The organism is Peristeroidobacter soli (genome assembly GCF_004138485.1).
GTDB classification, from domain to species: Bacteria; Pseudomonadota; Gammaproteobacteria; order Steroidobacterales; family Steroidobacteraceae; genus Steroidobacter; species Steroidobacter soli.
In genome coordinates, this window is the sequence record NZ_RYEV01000003.1 from 619,241 (window position 1) to 642,721 (window position 23,481).

A 23,481-nucleotide genomic window follows, 5' to 3' on the forward strand; every position below is an offset into this window, starting at 1 on the left:
ATGCAAAAAGAAGGACCCCCGCTTCAGCAGCTCCTGCATCGGATCACGGCGACCCCGCCGGACTTCATGGCCGAGCCGCGCATCGGCAACAAGGGCGAGGTACATACGGTCGCCGTCGTGCGGGACCTGCTTGCGTCCAAGGGACACGTCGTCGAGCTTGCCAGCTTGAGCGCGCTGGCGGGGCGGGACGTGAAGGCCGACCGGAATCGCCTGTCGATCACGTTGCTCATCGCGTGGTTGCTGGCCGATCCAGCGCTGACGATAGAGCGTGAGCGCCTGGTCGACATACTGACTTTGTTGAAGGACGATGCCACGCGCCTTGCCGGATACACGAACGCTCGGCAGCTGTTCGAGGACCTGGAGCGTCGTGAGGAGTTGGCGCGACTGACTTTGTCCAAGCTCGGGCTGCGGCCTGCCGGCGAGACGATGGCGCAAGCGCAAGACCGATTCACGAGCATCAGCTCGCTGGAGCGGGCGCGATTGCTGGCGGCGTCGCAGGAGGCCGAGGCGCGGGCGCGTGCTATCCGCGAGCAACTGGCGAAGAAGGCGGCTGAAGAGTCCGCGAACAAGTGGACGCGCGAGTGAGCGACGAAGAGAGTCGCCATCCCAATATCTCGGAGCACGGCCAGCGCATGCTGGCGCAGCTCAGAGAGCATCCGAGCGCACCGATCTATCGGAATCAAAGCGGGCACCGTCTGTTGCCCGGCGAGGTTGATCGAGCGCGAGCGTTGGAAGACGAAGCAGTTCGCGCCACGATCGATTGGCAGCCCAATGTGCCGCCCGCCTGGGTGAAGTCGTTCGTCGAGCGATGTTTCAGCGCGTCGCCTTTCTATCGTCGTTACGGCGCCATGCCTCGCAGCTTCACCGAGCTGCCAACGATGACACGCGAAGATCTCGCGCGTGACATGCCGTATCTGGTGCCGGACGACATCGATATCGACCGGCTCATCAACTTTCGAACCAGCGGCACCAGCGGCCATCCGTTGCTGATGGCATCGCATCCGCTGGTCGCGGCTCAGTACCTCGGTTATCACAAACGGGCGCTGCGCCGGTTCGGTGTGACGCTCAGGCACGGGCGCGGCCAGGTTGGCGTCATCCTGCTGGGCGTGCAGTCCATCTGCTTCACGTATGTCTCCATCACGCCGACCATGGATGATTCGGGTCTGGCGAAGATCAATCTGCATCCTAACGACTGGCGCTCGCTCGACGACCGGGCGAAGTATCTGGAGGCGATGAATCCGGAGGTGCTCGCGGGCGATCCCATTTCGTTCGCGACGCTGCTCGACATCGATCCCAAGCTCCGACCCGCCGCGTTGCTATCCACGTCGATGACGCTCATGCCGGCGCTTCGCGAGCGGCTCGAGGAACGTTTCGGCTGTCCCGTGCTCGACCTCTACTCCATGAACGAAGCGGGGCCGATTGCGGTGCTCGATGAGACAGCGGGCGGTCATGTGCTGCTTCAACAGCGCATGTATGTGGAGATTCTGGATGATGCCGATCGGCCTGTCGCTCCGGGCCAGCGCGGCGAAGTGACGCTCACCGGCGGCTTCAACTTCTGCCTGCCGCTGGTTCGTTATCGCACCGGAGATCACGCGTCGCTGGAACGTCGCGGCGACGATCTCGTGCTGATCGGGCTCGAAGGCCGGCCGCCCGTGAAGTACCGGCGTCACGATGGCCGGTGGCTCAACAACATCGAGATCACGCATGCGTTACGCCCGATGCCCATCGTGCAGTTCAGCGTGCATCAGGATGCGTCGGCGCATATCCGCGTCGACTACGTTGCGGCGTCGGTCGCGCCGGGCGATGTGGAGCGGGCGCTGCGAGCGCTGTTTGGTGAGGAAACTTCGTTGCAAGTCAGTCAGGTCGACAGCTTCGATCGCAAGATCATTCAATACACGTCTGCGTTGCCCGGAGCGCAGGCGTGAGAGCGTGGGAGATCGCCGCCAATCTGGCGTATCTGGTTTCCATCCTGCTCGCGACCCGGAACAGTGGGCACACGTGGTGGACCGGCATCGTCGGCTGCTTGCTGTTCGGTTGGGTGTTTCTGCAGACGCAGTTGTACGCGGATCTGACGCTGCAGGGGTTCTTCATCGTCACCAGCATCTACGGCTGGTGGCATTGGCAGCGAGGTTGCGAAGGCGCGCCGGCGCCAATCCAGAGAAGCTCGGCGCGCGAGATCGTCATGTGGGCGGCGGCGGCAATTGTTGGTGCGATCGGCTACGGGGCGCTGCTGCTGAGGTTTACGGATGCGTATGCGCCGTTCGTCGACTCGCTGGTGCTGACGTTCAGCATTCTGGCGCAGCTTTTGTTGATGCGTCGGCGTGTCGAGACCTGGTGGTGTTGGCTGGTCGTGAACACCATCGCGGTGCCCCTTTATCTGAGTCGTGATTTGCAGCTGACCGCCGCGTTCTACGCCGCCTATTGGGTCAATGCATGCGTGGCGATGCCACGCTGGTATGCGTTGTTGTGTCGGGAGCGGAGTCTGCAGGTGTCGCAGGTTTCCGCCGGTGCTCAGTGAGTGCTCGATTTGAATGGGGTCTGGTGGTGGGGAAGTTCGCGCCGCTCCACCGAGGGCATCAGCATGTGATCGACACGGCATTGAGCCAGTGTCGTCACGTCGTTCTGCTGTCGTATTCGAATCCAGAGATGCCTGGCTGCGAGCCGGCGCGACGCGAGGGCTGGCTCGCGGCGCTATATCCGCAAACGACGCGGCTGGTCGTGACGAATGAGCGACTGGCGATATGGTTCGGCGATCAGCAGCGGCAGATTCCGCCGAACAGCGCGCCCGACGACGTGCATCGCGCGTTCACAGCGGAGTTGATCGAGCGCGTCGTAGGTCGCCGACTTCGACGCGATGCTTGCGCGCGATCGATTCCATGGTCGCGAGGCCTGGTCGACGCGGTGTTTACGAGCGAGAGCTATGGGGAAGGTTTCGCCGCATATCTCGACCGGTATTTTCGTCGCGTCGATTCATCGGCGAGGCCCGTTCAGCACGTGCTCGTGGACGCGGCCCGAACTACCGTTCCAACCTCCGGCACAAGCATCCGCGCCAACGTCCACGCCGAACGTCAGTGGCTGCACCCTTCCGTCTACGCGTCTTTCGTCGATCGCATCGTGTGCCTCGGCGGTGAATCAAGCGGCAAGAGCACGCTGACGGAAGCTTTGGCTCGCGCGTTTGGCACATGTCATGCGCCGGAGTTCGGCAGGGAATTATGGGTGGAGCGCGGCGGCACCCTGGAGTTCGACGACTTGCTGCTGATCGGCCGAACTCAAGTGGCGCGAGAAGAGCGTCTTGCCGGGCAGTCGAATCGCTACTTGTTCTGTGACACCTCGCCGCTGACGACGCTGTTCTATTGTCTGGAGCAGTTCGGCAGGGCCGCGTCCGAGCTGGAGCGCCTCGCCGATCGCGAATACGCGCTGACCATTCTGTGCGCGCCGGACTTCGATTTCGTCCAGGACGGCACGCGGCGCGAGCCTGAGTTCCGTCTGAAGCAACACCAGTGGTATTTGCAAGAGCTGCAGCGACGCGGCGTGCCTTATATCGAGGTACGCGGCAGTGTCGAGGCGCGGATCGAGCAGGTGGACAGAGCGCTGGTTACTCGATCCGGCGCTTGATCAGTTCCTCGCCGGAGGCCTGCAGCTTGGCCGCCGTCCGGCTCTTGTGCTTCAGGGCCAGGAAAACGAACAAGGCATCGATCAACGCCAGTTGCGTGACGCGCGAGGCCAGCGGCGCCTGGAAATATTTGATCTCGCTCGGCGTCGCGTACAAACAATAATCGCTGTGGGTGGTGATCGGCGACTTCATGGCGTTGGTCAGGCCGATGGTGGTCGCGCCCTTGGCCTTGGCGACCTCCAGGCATTCCACGGTTTCGCGAGTCGTGCCCGACAACGAAATGCCGATCGCCACGTCGCCTTTCTCGAGCTGAGTGGCGGCGATCAGCTGGATATGTGAATCGAAGTGGGCCGATGCCTGCAGGCCGAGCAGCAGGAATTTGCAGTACGCCGTATGCGCGACGGGATAGGACAGGCCGATGGAGAACAGCTCCACGCGACGGCTCTTGTCGATGACCTGCGCAATCTTCTCGAACTGGGCCGGCGGATTGATCTGCAGCGTCTCGGTCAGGCTTTGCGCGTGAACTCCGAACACTTTCTCCAGCAGCGTGCCGCTTTCCTGAGTGTGGCCGGCCGGTAGCCCCGACTGCGCCAGGTCCCGGGCCAGCGCGATCTTGAACTCGGCAAAGCCGGTCAGACCGACGCGACGACAGAACGCCACGATGGCGCCGACACTGGCGCCACAGTCGTCTTTCAACTGCGCGATCGAGGAGGTGATGACCCGTTCCGGGTCGGCGAGCACACAGTCCGCGATCAACCGGTCTGTCGGATTGAGGGACGCGAGGATCCCTTTGATATAGGTCAGCAACGGCCGCCGGCTGTCCGCCAGCGTGTCAGTCGATGCCTTTATTGATGAGTTCTTGCGTCGCACACGCACATTCTATGAGCAGCCTTGACAGCGCACCAGCGGCCGCGTAGTTTTGAACCAAGTTCATTAACACTACAACATTTGTGAACATAGTTCAGTCGTAGTTCACAGGCTGTTTCCCAGGGGTTTCCGCTCTTTTCTCGAATCACGGGTTCATTTCATGTCGCTCGAATCGATCACTCGCCTGATGCAACACGCCCGCCACCACGACTACGCTCTGGGGTATTTCGAGAGTTGGAGCCTCGAGTCGGTCCAGGGCGTCATCGATGCGGCCGAGGCCACCCGCTCGCCCATCATCATCGGTTTCAACGGCGAATGGCTGGCCGAGCGCCAGAACGCCTCGTCCCAGGAACTGCGTCTGTATGCCGCCCTGGGCAAGGCGGCGGCCGAGCAGGCCGGCGTGCCGGTGGGTTTCATTTTCAATGAATGTCCGAACGACGCCTGGGTCGAGCAGGCCATCGGCGCCGGTTTCAATCTGGTCATGCCCGCGGACCCGCAGGCGCCGCTGGAGGACTACACCCGCCGGGTGAAGCGGCTGACCGCGCTGGCCCACAGCCGCCAGGTGGCGGTGGAGGCCGATTTCGAAGGCGACGATCTGGAGACCGCCGACTATGCCGACGGCGCCGCGAAGTTCGTGGCCGAGACCGGCGTCGATCTGCTGGCGGTCAGTGTCGGCAACGAAGAAATCAAATTGCAGGGCCGGGCGCCGCTCGACCTGAGCCGTCTGGAAGCGGTGGGGCGCAAGCTCGATGTGCCGCTGGTGTTACACGGCGGCACCGGCATCGAGGACGACTCGATCAAGGCCGCGATCCATCTGGGTGTCAGGAAGATCAACTATGGCACCTACATGAAGCAGAAGTATCTTCGGGTGATCCGCCAGGCGCTGGCCACGGCCGAGCCGAATCCGCATGCCCTGCTCGGCGACGGCAGCGACACCGATCTGATGGTGGTCGGCCGTCAGGTGGTGAAAGAGGCGGTGCTGGAACGTATCGAACTTCTCGGGTGCTGCGGCAGGGCGTGATCTATGCCTGACGTGGGCTGTGCAGGACTCCTGGTCGAAGACACTTTCTGCGGTCCGCTGGCGGCGCTGCCGCCGGCCGGGTCGTTGGTGGCGCTCGACGACATGCCGGTGCGTGCCGGCGGTTGTGCCGCCAATGTGGCCATCGACCTTGCCAAGCAGGGCATTGCCGTCGATCTCGCCGGCTGTGTCGGGCGCGACGGTTCCGCCGATGCGCTGCTGAAAACATTCGCAAAACACGATGTCGGTGCTTCGCGAGTCCTGCGGGTCGAGCAGTATCCGACCAGCCGCACCATCATTTTATTGATCGAAGGGCAGGACCGGCGCTACCTGCACGTGATCGGCGCCAACCGCGCGTTCAGTATCGATCAGATCTCCCATCAGTGGCTGTCGTCGCTGAAAGTCTTTTATCTCGGTGGTTTGTTTGCTCTGCCCGGCATCGAGTTCGCCAAGCTCGCAGCGCTGCTGGCGTTCTGTCGCGAAGCCAACGTCAAGACGGTGGTCGATGTGGTGGTGCCCGAGGGGCAGGGCGGCGTCACGGCGCTGAAGTCGTTGTTGCCCCTCATCGACGTGTTCCTGCCGAACGACGACGAAGCCCGTGCCTTCACGGGGCTCTCCGATCCGTTCGATCAAGTGCGTGCGCTCACCGAGGCCGGTGCCAACACTGTGATCGTGACTCGTGGCGGGCTCGGCTCGGTCGCCGCACGAGGCGGCAAGATCTGGACCTGCGGTGCTTACAGCATGAACGTGGTCGATCCATCCGGCTCCGGTGATGCATTTACGTCGGGCGTCATTCGCAGCCTGCTGCAGAACTGGAACTTGCCACAGACCCTTCGTTACGCGAGCGCCGTCGGCGCGTCGGCTACCCGAGCCGCGGGCACGACCGATTCCGTTTTCTCCGCCGCGGAAGCCGAAGCCTTTGCAATCGACCATCCGCTGACTGTCTCCGAGGTTCGTTGAGTATGGAAGTGAATATGAAGATGCCGGATCTCGCCACCAATGAAGGCGTGGAGCTCGGCATCACCCGTTGGCTCGCCAATGTCGGCGACGCCGTGAAGCGCGGTCAGGCGCTGCTCGAGATCGAGACCGATAAAGCGGTCCAGGAAGTGGAGTGCATCGCCAACGGCACGCTCCAGACCATTCATGTGCAGTCGGGGGAGAAGGTTCCCGTCGGCACCGTCATCGCGACCATCAAGGTGAGCTGATGTCAGGCCACGACCGCAAGTTCCTGCTGGGGCTGTATGAACGGATGCTGTTGATCCGTGAGTTCGAGGATACGGTCAAGTTCCTGTTCCTCGAAGGCACCATGCCCGGGACCATTCATCAATGTCAGGGGCAGGAGGCGACCGCTGTCGGCGTGTGCGCGGCGCTCGGTGCCGATGACTGGATTACGTCGACGTTTCGGGGACACGGCCATGCGCTGGCGAAAGGGCTGACCCCGCAGGAAATGATGGACGAGTTGTTCGGTGCCGAGACCGGCTGCTGCAAGGGTCGCGGCGGCTCGATGCACATGGGCAACATGAGCAAGGGGATGGTCCCGGGAATCGCCATCGTCGCAGGAGGCATCCCGCTGGCTGCCGGCATGGCGCTGTCATTCAAGATGGAAAACAAGCCACACGTAGTGGCGTCCTTCTTTGGTGACGGCGCCATTGCCGAGGGCGCCTTCCATGAAGGCGTCAACATGGCGGCCATCTGGGATCTGCCGCTCATCCTGGTCTGTGAAAACAATCTTTACGGCGCGTCGACGCATGTCGATCTGGTGATGAAGAACTCGCGCATCTCGGAGCGCGCGAAGTCCTACGGATTCCGTGGTGAGACGGTCGACGGCAACGATGTGCTCGCAGTCTATGAAGCCTCGCAAAGAGCGGTCGCCGATTGCCGTGCTGGCAAAGGCCCGGTGTTGCTCGAACTGCTGACCTATCGTCGCACCGGCCACTCGCGTCGCGACCCGTGTCATTACCAACCTAAAGATGAGCGCGAGGCGTGGGCCCAGCGCGATCCCATCGAGCGATTCCGTGAGCAGGCTCATATCACCGCGGAAGAGCATGAGCTCATCAACACGCGCATTCAAAAGATGCTCGCCGACTGTGTGGAGCGAGCCAAGGTCGCGCCTCACCCGAGCGTGAGCGGGCTGGCCGAGTACGTTTTTGTCGAGGCGCCGCCGCGATCCCCTGCTCTCAATGTACAGAACCCCGTCGTGAGTGCAGCCGGGTCAACGCGGCGTCTCGGCATCGCCGAGGCGTTGCGCGAAGGGATCGCCGAAGAAATGGCGGCGGATCCACGCGTGTTCTGCATCGGTGAAGATATTGGGGTGCCGGGAGGTTGGGGCGGGGCGTTCACGGTGACGCTGGGCCTGGAGAAGAAGTATTCCGAGCGGATGATCAATACGCCGATCGCGGAACTCGGCTTCTTCGGCCTGGCCACCGGGGCGGCGATGATGGGCATGCGCCCCATCGCCGACGTGCAGTATGGCGATTTCCTGTTCCTGGCCAGCGATCAGATCATCAATAACGCGGCCAAGCTTCGTTACATGTCGGGCGGCACCATCAGCGTTCCGCTGGTGATGCGCGCACCGGTCGGCGCGACCGGTCGCGGCTCGCAGCACGCTCAAAACATGGAACGTTACTTCACCGGTGTTCCAGGCTTGAAAGTCGTTGCGCCATCGAATGCGTACGACGCCAAGGGTTTGCTCAAGGCCGCGCTCCGCGATGGCAATCCGGTGCTGATGTTCGAGCACAAGTTGTTGTACGGCTCGAAGGGCGCGCGTGCAGAGGGTGGCGCCGTGGACGCGTCGAGTGACGTTCCGGCGGAAGATTACATCGTGCCGCTCGGCAAGGCCGCGGTTCGACGCGAAGGCAAGAACGTCACCGTGCTCGCCTGGCTCTTGATGGTCCATTACGCGATGCAGACGGCCGACGAGCTCGATGCGGAAGTCATCGACGTGCGCAGTCTGAATCCCATCGATTGGGACACGATTGGCGCGTCCGTGCGCAAGACCGGTCGCGCCGTGATCGTGGAGGAAGGTCCGATCACGGGCGGTGTCGGTGCCGAGATCGCCGCCGGCATCGCCGAACGCTGGCCGTCGGTGCGCGTGACTCGCGTCGCCTCGCCAGATGTCCCTGTTCCTTTCACGCCCGTGCTCGAGAACGCGTATCGACCCGATGCGAATCGGATCTCCGCGGGCGTGCGCCAGATTTTGGAGGAGAGTCATGGCTGATACAGACGGTCTGAAAGAAGCGAAGAACTTTCATGAAGACGTGCCGATGCGCACGCCCGGGTTCTTCCTGCGCGGCGCGGGCTCGCTGGATTGGGGAATGAAGAATCGCCTGGCGCGCATCTTCAACCCCGAGACGGCGCGCACGGTGATGCTCGCCATCGATCATGGCTATTTCCAGGGACCGACGACCGGTCTGGAGCGCGTCGATCTGAACATCGTCCCGCTCATGCCCATGGCCGATGCGTTGATGCTCACGCGCGGCATTCTGCGATCCACGGTGCCGCCGGCCATCAACAAGCCCATCGTCATGCGTTGTAGCGGCGGTCCCAGCATTCTCAAGGAACTGTCGAACGAAGAGCTGGCGGTCGATATCGAAGACGCCATTCGCATGAATGTGTCGGCGCTGACCACGCAGGTGTTCATCGGCGGTCAGTTCGAGACGCACTCGGTGCACAACATGACGCGACTGGTCGACATGGGCCTGCGCTATAGCATCCCGACGATGGCGGTCACGGCGGTGGGCAAGGAGCTGACGCGTGATGCTCAGTATCTGCGCCTGGCTTGCCGCATCTGTGCCGAGCTCGGCGCGCAGATCGTCAAGACTTACTACTGCGCCGAAGGCTTCGAAACCGTCACGGCATCGTGCCCGGTGCCCATCGTCATGGCCGGTGGCAAGAAGCTGCCGGAACTCGAGGCGTTGACGATGGCATACAACGCCATCCAGCGCGGCGCCGCCGGTGTCGACATGGGTCGAAACATTTTCCAGAGCGACGCGCCGCGCGCCATGATGCAGGCGATTCACAAAGTCGTGCACAACGGCCTCAAGCCCAAGGAAGCGCATGAGCTGTTCCTGAGCTTGAGAAGCGAAGAGTCGAAGGGACGTTGAGATGGCGCGCTCCCCTCTCGTTGATCGATTGCGCGCCTCCGCGCCTCAGATCAGCGTGGGGGTGCTCACCGCCGATTGGCTGACGCTGGGTTCGCAGCTGAAATATCTGGAATGCGCGGGCGTCGATCTGTTGCATTTCGACGTGATGGATGGCGTCTTCTGTCCTCAGTTGACCTTGGGTGCGCCGGTCGTCGCCGGCATCAAGACGAATCTGCTCAAGGACGTGCATCTGATGATCGAGGACCCGCTCAGCAAGCTGGATTCGTTCGTCGCCGCCGGCGCGGACATCGTCACTGTGCACGCGGAATCCACTCGTCACATCCATCGCGTGCTCCAGGCGCTGGGCAAGATGACCAATGCCAACGATCCAAATCGGGGCATCGTGCGGGGCATCGCTTTGAATCCCGGCACCCCGCTGGAAGTGCTCGAGCCGCTGGCGGGCGAATTCGAAATGGTGCTGGTGCTGGCGGTGAATCCCGGGTGGGGCGGGCAGAAGTTCATCGCATCGACCTGCGATCGCGTCAAACGGCTGCGGGAAAGTCTGGGCGATACGGCTTTGATTTGTGTGGATGGCGGCGTGACTCGCGACAACATCGTAAATATTGCCCGCATGGGCGCGGACATCATCGTCACCGGCAGCGCGGTCTTCGACGGCAAAGCGCCGTTGGAAAATGCCAAGTACATGATGGGCGCGCTGCGATGAAGAGTCTCTGGAACGAACCGGACGCGGCCCGCTTTCAAGGGCTGCTGGGCCAGCGCGTTTATACCTCGCGTCTGCTCGGTCGCGATCCGTCGCTGGTGCTCCACGGCGGTGGTAATACCTCGGTCAAACTGGTCGAGTCGAACGTCTTTGGCGAGTCGGAGGACGTGCTCTACGTCAAAGGTCGCGGCGCAGATCTTGCGACGATCGATGCCGCTGGATTCTCACCCTGCCGCCTGCGCCGGTTGCTACGGCTGGTGAGTCTCGGCGAGCTTTCCGACGAGCACATGGAGAGTGAGCTGAAGTTGTCACTGACTCGTGCCTCGGCACCGGCACCCTCAGTCGAAACCCTGTTACACGCCCTGCTGCCTCAGAAGTTCGTCGATCACACGCACTCCGACGCGCTGATAGCTGTCATGAACTCGCGCAATGGCTTCGAGCGATTGCAGGAGATCTATGGCTCGCAGGTCGTGGTCATCCCCTATGCGATGCCGGGCTTCAAGCTGGTGCGTCTGTGTCGCGAGATTCTTTCCAAAGAAGCGACGCGCGACACCATCGGCGTTGTACTCATGCATCACGGGATCTTCACCTTCGGTGAAACCGCGAAACTGTCCTATGAGCGCATGATCGATCTGGTGTCGCAGGCGGAGCGCTATCTCGAGACCCACGATGCCGGTCGGGCCGAGTGGATTACTCGAACGCCGAAGCCTGTGTCGCGCGTGGAGATCGCTTCGCTGCGCCGGGAAGTCAGCTGCGCGGCCGGTACGCCCATGGTGATGACGGTTCGCACCGACTCGCAGGCCTTGGGCTTCGCCCAGCATCCCGATGTTGTCGAGTTGTCGCAACGAGGGGGCGTCACGCCGGATCATGTGATTCGCACGAAGCGCGTGCCGATGATTGGTCGCGATGTCGCGGCCTACGCGGCTGCGTATCAAGAGTATGTGCGTGCTCACGTGGCTGGGCGCGCGCTTGCGGTGGTCGATCCGGCGCCGCGCGTGATTCTCGATCCCGATCTGGGCATGGCAGTGCTGGGGCGGAGCGCCGAGGATGCGAGCATTGCCGAAGACATCTATCGGCACACAATCGACATCATCATGAGCGCCGAAAAGCTGGGCGGCTGGAAGGCGCTGCCGGCTCGCGATTTTTTCGATGTCGAATTCTGGGATCTGGAGCGCACCAAGCTGGCCAAGCCGAATCCCGAGGCGACATTTCTAGGTGAAGTCGCGCTGGTCACCGGCGCGGCGTCGGGTATCGGCAAAGCTTGCGTCGATTCGTTGCTGGCGCGAGGCGCGGCCGTCGTTGCCCTGGATGTTTCGCCCGCGGTCAAACAGCTGTACGACCGCAAGAGCTTCCTGGGGATCGAATGCGATCTCACCAGTGAGGAACAGATTGGCGCCGCGCTGGATCAGGCAGTGCGCGTGTTTGGTTCGGTCGACATGCTGGTGCTCAATGCCGGCATCTTCCCCAAGAGCTCGCCGATCGCCGCGATGGCTACGGATGTCTGGCGCCGGACCATGAGTATTAATCTGGATGCGAACCTGGTCCTGATGCGGGAGTGTCATCCCCTGCTCAAGCTCGCGCCGCGCGGCGGCCGGGTGGTGATCGTCGGCTCCAAGAATGTCGCCGCCCCCGGCCCCGGCGCCGCTGCTTATTCGGCTTCGAAGTCAGCCATGCAGCAGTTGGCGAGAGTCGCGGCGCTGGAGTGGGGCAGTGATGGCATTCGCGTGAACTGTGTTCATCCGAACGCGGTGTTTGATACGGCGATCTGGACGCCGGAAGTGCTCGCGGCTCGCGCAGCGTCCTATAAGTTGAGTGTTCAGGAATATAAAACCAACAATATCCTCAAGGTCGAGGTGACGAGTAAGGACGTAGCAGAGCTGGCCGCCGAGCTGTGCGGACCCCGGTTCTCCAGAACCACGGGCGCGCAGATTCCGGTGGACGGTGGTAACGAGCGCGTCATCTGACGACGAAGCGCCGGCCGGTGAGGCCGAGGGGGAATGATGAAACGGTCCGAGATCAACGCGCTCATCGAGGGCGCGATTACGCTGTTGCACGAACATCAGATTCGCCTGCCGCCGTTCGCCTACTGGAGCCCGGCCGATTGGGCCGCCAAGGGCGAGGAGTGCGATGAGATCCGCCAGTGCAAACTCGGCTGGGATATCACCGATTTCGGCTCGGGGGATTTCGACAAGGTCGGCCTGGTCGTTTTCACCGTGCGCAACGGCCATCATCGGCGCGTGCCTTATAACAAGAAGCCGTATGCCGAAAAGCTGCTGGTGATTCGCGAGAATCAGCACACGCCGATGCACCATCACGTTCTCAAGTCCGAGGACATCATCTGCAAGTCGGGCGGCAATCTGCTGATCCGTCTGTTCAATCGCGGCCCGGACGGCAAGCTGGCGGACTCGGATGTCGAGGTGTCCCTGGATGGCGTGCGGCACCGGGTCAAGGCCGGCCACACCTTCCGCTTGAAGCCGGGCGACTCCATTACCTTGACGCCGTATCTGTATCACGAATTCTGGGCCGAAGAAGGCACCGGTACGTCCATTGTCGGCGAGGTGTCGTCGGTCAATGATGACGATATGGACAATGCCTTCTACGCCAAGATCGGGCGCTTTCCACAGATCGAAGAAGACGTGCCGGTGACGCACAAGCTGTGCACTGAGTACTAGGGTTCACAGGCCCTCACGTTCGAGGTCCCCATGACCTTCGAAGCCACCGTCAAGATTCAGGGGCAGGAGTCTTTCCTGCTGGGCACGCGGCACGTCGAGCTGGCGTTGACGCGGACCGGCGGCATGCTGGGGCCGGTGATTTTCTTTCCCAGGGAAGATGAGCCCATCCGGCCCTACGCCGTCGCGCCCTGGGCGGAAGAAACATTGCCGGACGATGTTCCTCCCATGCTGCGCGCCCTGCGCGGCGACTGGTTCTGTTCGGCTTTCGGTGAAAATGGCGAGCCGTATCGAGGTCGGCGTCTGCCGCCGCATGGGGAGACGGCGAATCTCGAGTGGCGTGAGATCCGGAACGGCGAGACGAGCGAGGGTTGCTGGCTGCGTCTCGGTGTCGACATGCCTCTGCAAGGGGGCACGTGCCACGCGACGACCGCGCTGCTCGCCAATCAATCCATCATCTATCAACGCCACGATCTTGCGGGGTTGAGCGGGCCGATCAATCCCGGGCATCACGCGACATTGGCGTTTCCAACGACCAAGGGCGGCGCGCGGCTGTCGTTCAGTTCACTGGTCCACGCTCGAACGTACGTCGAACCGACGGCTCGGCCGGAAGATCGCGGCTACTCGTGGCTGAAGACCGACGCTGAGATTGCCGATCTGCACGCGGCGCCATGCATCGATGGGTCGAGCACCGACCTGTGCCGATATCCCGCGCGGCGTGGCTTCGAAGACCTCGCCATTCTATGTGCCGATCCGACTCAGGAATTCGCGTGGTCGGCCGTGACCTTCCCCGAGCAGCGCTATGTCTGGTTCGCGATGCGCGATCCGAAGCAGCTGGCGTCGACGTTGCTGTGGTTCTCCAATGGCGGGCGGCATTTTCCGCCTTGGAACGGCCGGCACGTCAACGTCATGGGGATCGAAGACATCACGGCGTACTTTCACGCCGGTCTCGCGGCTTCCGCGCGAGAGAATCCGTTGAGCGCGCGAGGCATACCGACGTGCCTGCGGCCGGACGCACAGGGCCGGCTGTCGATCTTCTATCTCCAGGGCGTCGCGCGCATCCCGGCGGATTTCGATTGCGTCGCCGATATCGAGGGTCACTGGAGAGATAACAGTATCGTGCTACGCGCGGAATCGGGGGCGGCGGTGGCGGTTCAATGCCATCTCGACTTTCTGCGCACGGGAACGTTACCGGGGCTGGAAATACAATGACACATACGCTCAACGGCACTTTGGTCCGGACCGTCTTCGTGGCCGCCCTCGGCGGCTCCTTGCTCGGTTTCGATACGGCCGTCATCGCCGGATCGACGCACGGACTGACTCAGATGTTCAATCTGTCACCGAGCGAGCTCGGTTTCACTGTATCCGCGGCGCTCTGGGGCACGGTGCTCGGTGCGATGGCGGCGGGCTCGATGGGGCGGGTGCTCGGTGGTCGCACGAGTCTGTTGATTCTCGCGTCCTGTTATCTCATTTCCGCACTGGGCTGCGCCTTCTCGTCGTCCTGGACATGGCTGCTGATCTTCCGTTTCGTCGGCGGCCTCGGCATGGGCGGATCGTCCGTGATCGCGCCGGTGTACATCGCCGAGATCGCGCCGGCCGCGTGGCGAGGGCGACTGGTCGGTGCGTTTCAGATCAATATCATCGGCGGCATTCTGCTGGCGTACCTGTCCAACTATGTGATCGGGATGTTTGCATTGGGCGAGCTGGTCGAGTGGCGCTGGCAGTTGGGAATCGCGGCGGCGCCGGCGGCGTTGTTTCTGGTGATGCTGGTCGGCATTCCGCAGAGCCCGCGCTGGCTGGTCGCGCAAGCTCGCCTGGAGGAGGCGGAGCAGGTGCTTCGCAAGCTGGGCTCCGAGAAGCCACTCGGCGAGCTGGCCAGTATTCGCGCGTCACTCGAAGGGGATGCCGGGCCGAGTTCCGATCGACTGTTTCAATGGCGCTATCGTCGCCCCATCCTGCTGGCGCTGGTGCTGGCGATGTTCAATCAGCTGATCGGCATCAACGCCGTGCTCTATTACTTGAACGACATCTTTGCGATGGCGGGCTTCGATCGCACCTCACAGAACGCGCAGGCGGTTGCGGTCGGCGCGACCATGCTGATCTCCACCCTGATCGCGCTCAGCCTCATCGATAAGTTCGGCCGGCGTACGCTGTTGCTGGTTGGCTCCGTGGGCCTGGCCATTTGTCTGGCCGCGATCGCGACGATCTTCCACATCCAGCAGTATCAAAGCACGTTGCTGATGTTCCTGGTCGGCTACGTCGCGTTCTTCTCGTTCTCGCAGGGTGCGGTGATCTGGGTGTACTTGAGCGAGATCTTTCCCGATCGGGTGCGCGCTCAGGGCCAGAGTCTGGGCAGCTCGACCCACTGGGTGATGAACGCCATCGTGTCCGCGGCTTTCCCGGTGATCGCCACTCAGTCGCAGTCGGGTCCGTTCTTCATGTTCCTGGTCATGGTGATTCTGCAGTTCCTGGTGGTGCTGATGTTCTTTCCCGAGACCAGCGGCGTCAGGCTCGAGGACATTCAGCGGCGACTGGGTACCACCGAGGGCTCGGACACCCCCGTCGTAGTGGCGCGCGAAGCTCAATAGCGCCAGCGGATTAAATGTGACTGGGGCGAACCTGCCCCGGTCACGGGCTGATATGCTGCGCCGTCCAGCGATCCCGGCAGCACGCATGTTCCCTGACTCCGAATCTCCGCCGACCGAAGCCGCGCCCCGGGTAATAGCAACGCCGCGGCCCTCGCAACTCCGCGCATCGTTACATTTGCTTACATTCCGATCGATCGACAGCGCGGTTCTCACCGGCAGCGCTTCTTCGATCGCCGTGCCGACGCTGCTGGCGCTGGCGTTGTGGGTCGGGCTCGGCTGGTTCAATGCCCTGCCGGAGGCGCAGTTCTTTCCCTACGCCTTGCCATACGTTACTTGGTATGTGCTCGCGGCGTTGCTGGCCGCGGTGGCGTTGAAGCTCATCTCGCGTCCGGTCATTTCCTTTGCGCAAGCGTGCTCGTTGGTGGCGTTGCTCGCGCCGGTGCTGGTGGTCGCGCAATTCGTTATCGACCGCTGGGTGCCGGCACGCTGGACCGACGCGGCGTTGGGAGCAGTCGCGCTCTATGCGGCCATCTACTGTCTCAGAGGATTGCGTTCCATCACGGGCAGCCTGCACCTCATCGGGACAGCCGGAGGTATCGCGGTCGCCGTGCTGGCCGTGTGGCTGGGCAATGTTTTGTATGTCGACCCGACGTTATGGAGTTCGGGCGAAGATGTTGAAGAGGAGCCCGCGAGCGACTGGAACGCCGACGAGCCGGTTCTCTTCGAGCAAGCCGCGCGCATCGACGAGTCGGTGGCTCAACTGGTGCGGCCGGCGGGCGAGGCGCCAGTCGGGTTCTTCGTCGGCTTTGCGGGGTTTGGCGATCAGAAGGTTTTCGCCGAGGAAATCAAATTCGCCGCCGATCGATTCGCGGAACGCTATCACACGGGCCAGCGCACGTTGCTGCTCATCAACGATCGCCGCTCGTTGGACGAGCAGCCGCTCGCGAGCGCCACGGCACTGAGCTACGCGCTGAAAGGTGTGGCATCCAGGATGGAACTGGATCGCGACATCCTGTTCCTCGCGCTGTCCTCACATGGATCGGATGAGCCGCTGCTGTCAGTGACCAACGGTTCGCTGCCGTTGCGGCAGCTGTCCGGAGAGCTGCTGGCCGAAGCCTTGCGAGACTCCGGCATCAAATGGAAAGTGATCGTGATCTCGGCGTGTCACGCCGGAGCATTCATCGAGCCGCTCAAGGATGAGCATACGATCCTGCTCACCGCGGCCGCCGCCGACAGATCTTCTTTTGGCTGCGCGGACGATCGCGATCTCACCTATTTCGGGGAGGCGTTCTATCGGGAGGCCTTGCCGGGTGCGAGCTCATTGCGCGATGCCTTCGACAAGACCAAGACATTGATCGCGGAACGGGAAAAAGAGGAAGGAGTCGAGGCGTCCCTGCCTCAGGCTTACTTCGGCGAGCAGATGCTGAAGCAGCTGGCCGTGATGACTGAAGAAGGCACCTGATCAGGGCAGCACGATCGGCAGTGCGCGCCCGTCGAATTCCCCCGCGGGAACCTCGAGCCCGATGATCTTCGCCAGCGTCGGCGCGAGATCCACCGTTTCCACGGCGACGGGCTGCTCGAAACCAGCGACGCCTTTCCACCAGAACACGAGCGGCACGCGCCGGTCGTAGCCCCATGCCGAACCGTGCGAGGCGGTGTAGTCGCTGTCCACATTCCTGGGCGCCTGATACAGCGAGATGTAAGGCTTGAGCAGCACGATCAGATCGCCCGAGCGCTGTGCATTGAAGCTGGCCTTGGCGCGCTGGAGCAGCGTCCACTCGTCGACCGGCCCGGACGGCTGCTCGGCTTCGATGAGGTCGTGCTTGGTGAATACCGCCGCCACTTGCGGATGATTCCGATAGTACAGATAGGCGGCACGCAGCACGCCTTCGCGGCGGTCCGCCGGAATGGCGGCATTCAAGTAAACATCGTTACCGAATTCCCTGGCGCCGAGCACGATGGGTTTCGGCAGGCCCGGCTGATCCTTTTCCAGCGCCGCGGCGACGTTGACGGGCAGCAGGCTCGATTCGAGGCGCGCCGCCTCGGTGACGCCGCGCTGTTTGTTTCTTTCAGTGGTATCGATGCCGCCGTGATCGGCGGTCATCGCTACGACGTACGGAATGCCGGTCTTATCCAAGCCGTCCAGCAGCCGCCCGAGCGATTGGTCGAGGGCCAGTTGCTGAGTGCACATCTCCGCACCTTCGGTGCCGTAGTAATGGCCCGCGTAATCGGTGCCGGAAAAACTCACGGCGAGCAGATCGGTGGAGTTCTTGCCCAGATTGAAACTCTTCACCGCGGCCAGCGCGGCGTCGACGGTGAACGAGTCCAGCGCCGGCGTCGCGCGCCACCGTTTGGAGTTGGCGGGAAGGTTCTGCAGCGTGCCGATAGAGATGGCGTCGGTGACTTTGACCGGGCGCGATCGGGAGGCGCAGGCAGCTGGCAGCTTGGTCACGGTGGGCTGGCCGTAAGACTTGCGCACGTTCGCATTGACCTTATCGGCGATCTCCTTCGGGATGTTCGATTCCTTGCCGACGTAGGTCGTGAAGCCCGCTGGCGTCCACCACAATGCGAGATCCGCGTTGTGACCGCCGAGCATCACCGCCGAGCGATCCTTGCCGGCAACAGTGACGACCTTGGTGGCCGGATCGCGTGCTTTCATGCGATCACCCAGCGTTGGCACGAGCAATGGGTCGGCAGAAATGACCTTCTCGTCCGCTGAGCTGCCGGCCGGGCCCGGTTTCTCCACGCAGTAGAGCGTGAATGTTTCCTTGCCTCGCTCCGTGCGCGGCAGCGTCGGGTCCTGCCAATCGTTCGCGATGATGCCGGTTCGGGCCGGGCGCGCGCCGGTCAGGATGGTGGAGTGACCGGGACAGGTTTCAGTCGACGCGTGGCTCTGGTGTCCGCGCGGAAACACGACGCCGCTAGCGAGTCGCTTCAAGCCGCCTTGATACAAGGGCCGGTATTCGGTGAACACGTCCGAGGAGAGCTGGTCGACCGCGATGGTCACGACCAGCTTGGGATGCGGCGCTTCGGCTGCATGCAACGGTCCAGCTGCGAGCGAGCCGACGAACAGGCAGGCGGACAGGCAACGCACGATTGCCGGGCGAGACAATGAACTCATGGGGGCAGCGGCCTCTTGGCGGGTTCTTGACAGCCAGGACCGGATTCCAGCGGCCGGTCAGCCCAGGTAGTTTACGGCGGCCGGCGAGTCACGTCAGGTTAAGCCTCCGACATGAACGAGCGCAGCGAGCTGGCGCCCGCCTCCAGCTCATGACTCTGATCCGTGTTGTGTCGCCAGTGTTACAGAGGCGATCAGTGATTGTGCCGAGGCGTCTTCTTCGCGACCTGCCGATATTTCAGCGCCATTTCCATCACGCCGCCCTGGTCGAGCTGACTGACGGTGGAGCGATACAGTTCCTGCCACGGCGTCGCGCTGTCGGGCACCGCCGGAATGCCGTCCTGCTTGCGGCGTTCGATCTCTTCGTCGGAGACCAGCATGTCGCAACGAGCCTGGTTCAAGTCGATGCGAATGATGTCGCCGGTTCGCAGCCACGCGAGACCGCCGCCGGCCGCGCTCTCGGGCGAAGCATTCAGAATCGAGGGACTGTCCGAGGTGCCGGACTGACGGCCATCGCCGATGGTCGGCAAGCTGGCGATGCCTCGCTTCAACAGAGCATCCGGCGGCTGCATGTTCACGACTTCGGCGGAGCCGGGCCAGCCCAGCGGGCCGGCGCCGCGAATCACCAGCACGCAGCGCTCATCGATGTTCAGCGCCGGATCGTTGATGCGCGCTCTATAGTCGTCCGAACCATCGAATACGACAGCGCGACCTTCGAACACGTTGTCGTGTCCGGCCTCGCCCAGATAGCGACGGCGGAAATCCTCAGTGATCACGCTCGCCTTGAGAATCGCGAAGTCGAACAGGTTGCCGCTCAACACGACAAAGCCCGCGCGCTCGCGCAGCGGCTTGTCGTAGGTCGCGATCATTTCGCGGTCTTTGCTCGCGCGGCCTTTGATGTTCTCTCTCAGCGTGCGACCGGTAACAGTCATCGCGTCCGCATGCAGCTTGCCCGCTTCGATCAGCTCGTGCAGAACGGCGGGCACGCCACCGGCGCGATGAAAGCGCTCGCCCAGGTACTTACCCGCGGGCTGCATGTTGAGCAGCAGCGGGATGTCATGTCCGTACCTGGTCCAGTCCTGAGCATGCAACTCGAGACCGGCGTGACGAGCCATCGCAGTCAGATGCGGTTGCGCGTTGGTCGAGCCGCCGAGCGCCGCGATCGCAGTGATTGCGTTGAGGAACGACTCGCGCGTGAGAATCTTCGACGGACGCAGATCTTCGAACGCCATTTCCACGGCGCGGCGACCTGTCTCATACGCCATCTGCCCACGCTCACGATAGGGTGCGGGAATGGCGGAACAGCCGGGCAACGAAAGCCCGAGCGTTTCGGCGACGGCGTTCATCGTCGAAGCCGTGCCCATGCTGTTGCAGTGGCCGGGCGAGGGGGCGGACGCGGCGGCGGCATCCAGAAATTCCTGTTCGGTAATCTGACCGGCGGCGAGGCGACGGCGACTCTTCCAGATCACCGTGCCCGAGCCGACCAGTTCATCTTCGAACCAGCCATCGAGCATCGGGCCGCCGGAGAGCACGATCGCTGGAATATCGACGGTCGAAGCGGCCATCACCGCGGCGGGCGTCGTCTTGTCACAGCCAGTCGTGAGCACCACGGCGTCGATCGGGTAGCCATGCAGGATTTCGACGAGGCCGAGGTAGGCAAGATTGCGATCGAGCGCCGCCGTCGGGCGACGGCAATTCTCGAAGATCGGATGGGTCGGGAATTCCATGGGAATGCCGCCGGCATCGCGAATGCCTTCCTTCACGCGCGTCGCGAGATCGACGTGAATACGATTGCAGGGAGTGAGATCGCTGCCGCTCTGGGCGATGCCGATGATGGGCTTGCCGCTCATCAGCTCCTTGGGCGTCAGCCCGTAGTTCATGAAGCGCTCCAGATAGAGCGCCATCATGTCGATGTGATCGCGGGCGTCGAACCAGTCCTGGGAACGAAAGCGGCGCTCAGCCGTCATAGCGAACCTCATTCGGAGCCACGCCGGCTGTGCCGACGCGGGTCGCGAACAGGCCTCCAGCAAGCGGTTGCGCGGCGATCTGTTCTTTCGACAGGCCTTTCCACGCGGTGGTGATGTACAGGGTGCGCAGGTCGTCGCCGCCGAAAGCGACCTTCGTGCAGTTGGCGACCGGCAGGGCGATAGTTTGTAGCAATTCGCCCCGCGGTGAGAAGCGCTGCACGCCCCAACCGCCGAACAGAGCGATCCAGACGCAGCCTTCGGCATCGATGGCCGGGCCATCGGGATAGGCGCCGGGCTTGTCGATGCGGGCGAACACGCGACGATTGCTCAGCTCGCCGCCGTTCCGGTCGAAGGCGTAGATGACTCGCTCCAGCGTGTCGACGTGATACAGCGTGCCGCCGTCGGGGCTGACCGTCGGGCCATTCGTGATCACGTAATTTTCGTCACAGCGCCGCAGGCCGTGATGGTCGAAACGATACAAGGCGCCGGTGGGTCGAGACTCGTCGTTGTCCATGCTGCCGAACCACAGGCGGCCGGCAGCGTCGACATAGCCATCGTTGAGGCGGTTGCGCGGTTTGTCCGAGTCCACGCGAGTGATCAGAGCGAACTTGCCGCTCTCCGGGTCGAAGGAATACAGGCCGCTCTTCATGCCGGCGACGAAGCGCTCGCCCGGGGCTTTGACGACGAAGCCCACTTCCTCCGGCGCCGGCCAGGAAGTGAGCGCGCTGCCCCGCGTGTCGAAACGATGGATCTGGCGCCCTTTGATATCGACGAACCAGACGGCCTGGTTGCTCGCCGACCATAATGGTCCCTCACCCAGCTGGGCGCCCACGGCGCAGACGCACTCGACCTTGGTCATGCTCAGTCCGTGATGTCAGAGCTCAAATTGATCAACGCCAGCCGGCGTCGACGAAATACTCGTGGCCCGTGCACATGCGGGCGTCGTCCGAAGCAAGAAACACGACCATGTTGGCCACGTCGTGCGGCTCGACCCGCGCCTTGATGCACTGGAGCCCGAGCATGCGCTGCTCTTCGTCAGGCGTATGCCACAGCTTCATCTGGCGCGGGGTGCGGACGCCGCCCGGCACTACACAATTCACGCGGATGCCAAACGTTCCCAGGTCCCGGGCCAGCGCACGGGTCAGGCCTTCGATGCCGGCCTTCGCGGTCTGGTAGATCGACAGGTCCGGCAGTGCCAGATGCCACGACACCGAGCCGAGATTGACGATGGCGCCACCGCCGGCGGCCTTCATGTCCTCGACCACGGCCTGCGCGCAGAACAGATGGTGACGCAGGTTCACAGCGATACGGTCGTCCCAATACTTCTCGGTGATTTCCTGCAGCGTGTGACGGTCGTCGTTGGCCGCGTTGTTCACCAGGATGTCGATGCCGCCGTCCAGGTCGGCACGAATCCGAGGAAACAATTCCTTGATGGTGTCGATGTCCTTGAGGTCGCAGCGATAGTAGCGGGGCGGCGTCGGGCTGGACGCCAGCTGACGCTCCAGTTGTCTGGAGTCGTCGTCGGCGATGTCGAGGAACGCCACGCGCGCGCCCTGGCGGGCGAACGCTTCGACGATGGCCGCGCCGATGCCGGAGCCGCCGCCGGTGACGACGACACGTTTGTTACGAAGCGACGGGTAGACGGTGTGAGACATAAATTCGTTGAGCCTGAGCTTAAGTGGAGCGCTGGGCCAACAAGCCCCGGCTGGCAAGATTGCGCATCAGATGACCGATGCCGTGGGACCACGGCGGCGCCTGGTCCGAGGTCGTGAGTTTGTTCTCGAGCGTGCCCAGATGCGGCGAGGACACGCGCACGAGATCGCCGACTTTGTGCGTGAAGCCGCGGCCGGCCACATCGCGATCGTCGGTGGGAGCAAACATGGTGCCGAGGAACAGCGCGAAGCCGTCTGGATATTGATGCTGACTGAGCGTCTGCTCGACCAGCTCGAGCGGATCGCGGCTGATGAGCGACATGGAGCTGCGGCCTTCGAGCTTGTAGCCGTCATCGCCTGCCACGGTCAGAGAGACCACGGTCTTGCGCACGGCATCGATGTCGAACGTCGCGTCGAACATGCGAATGAAGGGACCGATGGCGCAGGATGCGTTGTTGTCCTTGGCCTTGCCGAGCAGCAGCGCGCTACGGCCTTCGATGTCGCGCAAGTTCACATCGTTGCCCAGGGATGCACCGAGTGTGCGGCCTTTCGCGTCACAAGCGAGCACGATCTCGGGCTCGGGATTGTTCCACTGCGATTCTTTGCGCACGCCGATCCAGTCGCCCCAACCCACGGAGGACAGCACCGGCGACTTGGTGAACACTTCGGCATCGGGGCCGATGGCCACTTCGAGATACTGCGACCACAGGCCGTCGGCGATCAGCGCTTCTTTCAAGCGGACCGCGGTGGCTGAGCCGGGTTTGACCGAGCGAATGTCGGCGCCGACGCGTTCACCCAGCGCGTCACGAATGGACTGAGCTTTGGCGTAATCGCCGCGGGCGCGTTCTTCGATCACGCGTTCCACCGCGGAGACAGCGAACGTCACACCGCACGCTTTCACACATTGCAGGTCGACCGGCGCGAGCAAACGTGTCGACGACGACGCGCCGCCATTGAATGCAGCCGACAGCGGCAGCTGATCGAGCGGACCGAGATCCTCGCCGGCTGGAATCGTATCGTTCCAATTGTTCAGCAGATCCGAAACGGTCGGCGCGACTCGCGACACGTCGCGAACGCGACCGCGAGTCACGACGACCGGCGTCGGGCCGGCGGCGGTGGCGATGCGGCCAACCAAGGTGGCCTCACGCCAGTCCGCCGGAAGATGGGCAAGTAATCTCATGGGCTG

21 protein-coding genes are annotated in these 23,481 nt (G+C 62.9%); 15 read left to right on the top strand and 6 right to left on the bottom strand.

The genetic code is table 11. The features are described 5' to 3' along the window. From EKO19_RS11545 to EKO19_RS11560, 4 genes are read left to right on the top strand one after another with little or no spacing between them, the layout of a single operon-like run. Positions 1 to 585, top strand: a complete 585-nt coding sequence (locus tag EKO19_RS11545; protein WP_129776565.1) for a hypothetical protein — start codon at positions 1 to 3, stop codon at positions 583 to 585. Continuing rightward, positions 582 to 1,925 (top strand): AMP-binding protein, encoded by a 1,344-nt coding sequence (locus EKO19_RS11550; RefSeq protein ID WP_217705266.1) that lies wholly within the window; start codon positions 582 to 584, stop codon positions 1,923 to 1,925. The genes EKO19_RS11545 and EKO19_RS11550 overlap by 4 nt, the downstream gene beginning before the upstream one ends. Next, complete coding sequence (gene pnuC, locus EKO19_RS11555; RefSeq protein ID WP_129776566.1) at positions 1,922 to 2,518, top strand: nicotinamide riboside transporter PnuC; 597 nt, start codon at positions 1,922 to 1,924, stop codon at positions 2,516 to 2,518. The genes EKO19_RS11550 and pnuC overlap by 4 nt, the downstream gene beginning before the upstream one ends. Continuing rightward, positions 2,515 to 3,615 (top strand): AAA family ATPase, encoded by a 1,101-nt coding sequence (locus EKO19_RS11560; RefSeq protein ID WP_129776567.1) that lies wholly within the window; start codon positions 2,515 to 2,517, stop codon positions 3,613 to 3,615. Before pnuC ends, EKO19_RS11560 begins: the two co-directional genes overlap by 4 nt. Here the strand turns inward: EKO19_RS11560 and EKO19_RS11565 are convergent. Next, positions 3,596 to 4,483 (bottom strand): MurR/RpiR family transcriptional regulator, encoded by an 888-nt coding sequence (locus EKO19_RS11565; RefSeq protein ID WP_175597034.1) that lies wholly within the window; start codon positions 4,481 to 4,483, stop codon positions 3,596 to 3,598. The two genes, EKO19_RS11560 and EKO19_RS11565, sit on opposite strands and share 20 nt — an antisense overlap. A gap of 157 nt (positions 4,484 to 4,640) precedes the next feature. Here EKO19_RS11565 and EKO19_RS11570 point away from each other — a divergent pair, with 157 nt between their 5' ends. The 11 genes from EKO19_RS11570 to EKO19_RS11620 all read left to right on the top strand — a co-directional run bounded on the left by EKO19_RS11570 (position 4,641) and on the right by EKO19_RS11620 (position 17,020). Continuing rightward, a complete protein-coding gene (locus EKO19_RS11570) occupies positions 4,641 to 5,501 on the top strand; it encodes a class II fructose-bisphosphate aldolase (RefSeq protein ID WP_129776569.1) in 861 nt (286 codons plus the stop codon). 3 nt (positions 5,502 to 5,504) lie between these two features. Next, entirely contained in the window at positions 5,505 to 6,458 is a 954-nt protein-coding gene (locus tag EKO19_RS11575; RefSeq protein WP_129776570.1) for a carbohydrate kinase family protein, read from the top strand. Between the two features lie 14 nt (positions 6,459 to 6,472). After that, positions 6,473 to 6,703, top strand: coding sequence for a biotin/lipoyl-containing protein (locus EKO19_RS11580; RefSeq protein ID WP_157995226.1), 231 nt, complete (start codon positions 6,473 to 6,475; stop codon positions 6,701 to 6,703). Further along, a complete protein-coding gene (locus EKO19_RS11585; RefSeq protein WP_129776572.1) occupies positions 6,703 to 8,715 on the top strand; it encodes an alpha-ketoacid dehydrogenase subunit alpha/beta in 2,013 nt (670 codons plus the stop codon). The genes EKO19_RS11580 and EKO19_RS11585 overlap by 1 nt, the downstream gene beginning before the upstream one ends. Beyond that, positions 8,708 to 9,601, top strand: a complete 894-nt coding sequence (lsrF, locus tag EKO19_RS11590; RefSeq protein WP_129776573.1) for a 3-hydroxy-5-phosphonooxypentane-2,4-dione thiolase — start codon at positions 8,708 to 8,710, stop codon at positions 9,599 to 9,601. Before EKO19_RS11585 ends, lsrF begins: the two co-directional genes overlap by 8 nt. A gap of 1 nt (position 9,602) precedes the next feature. Then, a complete protein-coding gene (locus EKO19_RS11595) occupies positions 9,603 to 10,304 on the top strand; it encodes a ribulose-phosphate 3-epimerase (protein ID WP_129776574.1) in 702 nt (233 codons plus the stop codon). After that, positions 10,301 to 12,265, top strand: a complete 1,965-nt coding sequence (locus EKO19_RS11600; protein WP_129776575.1) for a bifunctional aldolase/short-chain dehydrogenase — start codon at positions 10,301 to 10,303, stop codon at positions 12,263 to 12,265. Before EKO19_RS11595 ends, EKO19_RS11600 begins: the two co-directional genes overlap by 4 nt. A 36-nt stretch (positions 12,266 to 12,301) precedes the next feature. Next, a complete protein-coding gene (locus EKO19_RS11605) occupies positions 12,302 to 12,973 on the top strand; it encodes a D-lyxose/D-mannose family sugar isomerase (protein ID WP_129777366.1) in 672 nt (223 codons plus the stop codon). Positions 12,974 to 13,003: 30 nt separating this feature from the next. After that, the gene (locus EKO19_RS11610; RefSeq protein WP_129776576.1) at positions 13,004 to 14,182 is read left to right on the top strand and encodes a hypothetical protein; all 1,179 of its coding nucleotides are present in this window, start codon (positions 13,004 to 13,006) and stop codon (positions 14,180 to 14,182) included. Further along, complete coding sequence (locus EKO19_RS11615; protein WP_129776577.1) at positions 14,179 to 15,558, top strand: sugar porter family MFS transporter; 1,380 nt, start codon at positions 14,179 to 14,181, stop codon at positions 15,556 to 15,558. Before EKO19_RS11610 ends, EKO19_RS11615 begins: the two co-directional genes overlap by 4 nt. A 175-nt stretch (positions 15,559 to 15,733) precedes the next feature. Then, the gene (locus EKO19_RS11620; RefSeq protein WP_157995227.1) at positions 15,734 to 17,020 is read left to right on the top strand and encodes a C13 family peptidase; all 1,287 of its coding nucleotides are present in this window, start codon (positions 15,734 to 15,736) and stop codon (positions 17,018 to 17,020) included. Here EKO19_RS11620 and EKO19_RS11625 read toward each other — a convergent pair whose 3' ends face one another. The 5 genes from EKO19_RS11625 to EKO19_RS11645 form a co-directional block, all read right to left on the bottom strand. Continuing rightward, positions 17,021 to 18,679 carry an alkaline phosphatase family protein gene (locus EKO19_RS11625; protein ID WP_129776579.1) on the bottom strand — a complete coding sequence of 553 codons (1,659 nt, stop codon included), beginning with the start codon at positions 18,677 to 18,679 and terminating at the stop codon, positions 17,021 to 17,023. A 191-nt stretch (positions 18,680 to 18,870) separates the two neighbouring features. Further along, on the bottom strand, positions 18,871 to 20,643 hold the full coding sequence (locus tag EKO19_RS11630) for an IlvD/Edd family dehydratase (protein WP_129776580.1): 1,773 nt from the start codon (positions 20,641 to 20,643) through the stop codon (positions 18,871 to 18,873). Beyond that, positions 20,633 to 21,502 (bottom strand): SMP-30/gluconolactonase/LRE family protein, encoded by an 870-nt coding sequence (locus EKO19_RS11635; protein ID WP_129776581.1) that lies wholly within the window; start codon positions 21,500 to 21,502, stop codon positions 20,633 to 20,635. Before EKO19_RS11635 ends, EKO19_RS11630 begins: the two co-directional genes overlap by 11 nt. 31 nt (positions 21,503 to 21,533) lie before the next feature. Beyond that, a complete protein-coding gene (locus tag EKO19_RS11640) occupies positions 21,534 to 22,298 on the bottom strand; it encodes an SDR family NAD(P)-dependent oxidoreductase (RefSeq protein WP_129776582.1) in 765 nt (254 codons plus the stop codon). A 19-nt stretch (positions 22,299 to 22,317) separates the two neighbouring features. Next, positions 22,318 to 23,475 carry a fumarylacetoacetate hydrolase family protein gene (locus EKO19_RS11645; protein WP_129776583.1) on the bottom strand — a complete coding sequence of 386 codons (1,158 nt, stop codon included), beginning with the start codon at positions 23,473 to 23,475 and terminating at the stop codon, positions 22,318 to 22,320. Positions 23,476 to 23,481 lie beyond the last annotated feature (6 nt).

Bases quoted from the DNA above. Each gene is read 5' to 3' on its own strand.
- EKO19_RS11545 (WP_129776565.1), top strand. From the start codon at position 1: ATGCAAAAAGAAGGACCCCCGCTTCAGCAGCTCCTGCATCGGATCACG.
- EKO19_RS11570 (WP_129776569.1), top strand. From the start codon at position 4,641: ATGTCGCTCGAATCGATCACTCGCCTGATGCAACACGCCCGCCACCAC.
- EKO19_RS11575 (WP_129776570.1), top strand. From the start codon at position 5,505: ATGCCTGACGTGGGCTGTGCAGGACTCCTGGTCGAAGACACTTTCTGC.
- EKO19_RS11580 (WP_157995226.1), top strand. From the start codon at position 6,473: ATGAAGATGCCGGATCTCGCCACCAATGAAGGCGTGGAGCTCGGCATC.
- EKO19_RS11585 (WP_129776572.1), top strand. From the start codon at position 6,703: ATGTCAGGCCACGACCGCAAGTTCCTGCTGGGGCTGTATGAACGGATG.
- lsrF (WP_129776573.1), top strand. From the start codon at position 8,708: ATGGCTGATACAGACGGTCTGAAAGAAGCGAAGAACTTTCATGAAGAC.
- EKO19_RS11595 (WP_129776574.1), top strand. From the start codon at position 9,603: ATGGCGCGCTCCCCTCTCGTTGATCGATTGCGCGCCTCCGCGCCTCAG.
- EKO19_RS11600 (WP_129776575.1), top strand. From the start codon at position 10,301: ATGAAGAGTCTCTGGAACGAACCGGACGCGGCCCGCTTTCAAGGGCTG.
- EKO19_RS11605 (WP_129777366.1), top strand. From the start codon at position 12,302: ATGAAACGGTCCGAGATCAACGCGCTCATCGAGGGCGCGATTACGCTG.
- EKO19_RS11610 (WP_129776576.1), top strand. From the start codon at position 13,004: ATGACCTTCGAAGCCACCGTCAAGATTCAGGGGCAGGAGTCTTTCCTG.
- EKO19_RS11615 (WP_129776577.1), top strand. From the start codon at position 14,179: ATGACACATACGCTCAACGGCACTTTGGTCCGGACCGTCTTCGTGGCC.
- EKO19_RS11625 (WP_129776579.1), bottom strand. From the start codon at position 18,679: ATGAGTTCATTGTCTCGCCCGGCAATCGTGCGTTGCCTGTCCGCCTGC.
- EKO19_RS11630 (WP_129776580.1), bottom strand. From the start codon at position 20,643: ATGACGGCTGAGCGCCGCTTTCGTTCCCAGGACTGGTTCGACGCCCGC.
- EKO19_RS11635 (WP_129776581.1), bottom strand. From the start codon at position 21,502: ATGACCAAGGTCGAGTGCGTCTGCGCCGTGGGCGCCCAGCTGGGTGAG.
- EKO19_RS11640 (WP_129776582.1), bottom strand. From the start codon at position 22,298: ATGTCTCACACCGTCTACCCGTCGCTTCGTAACAAACGTGTCGTCGTC.
- EKO19_RS11645 (WP_129776583.1), bottom strand. From the start codon at position 23,475: ATGAGATTACTTGCCCATCTTCCGGCGGACTGGCGTGAGGCCACCTTG.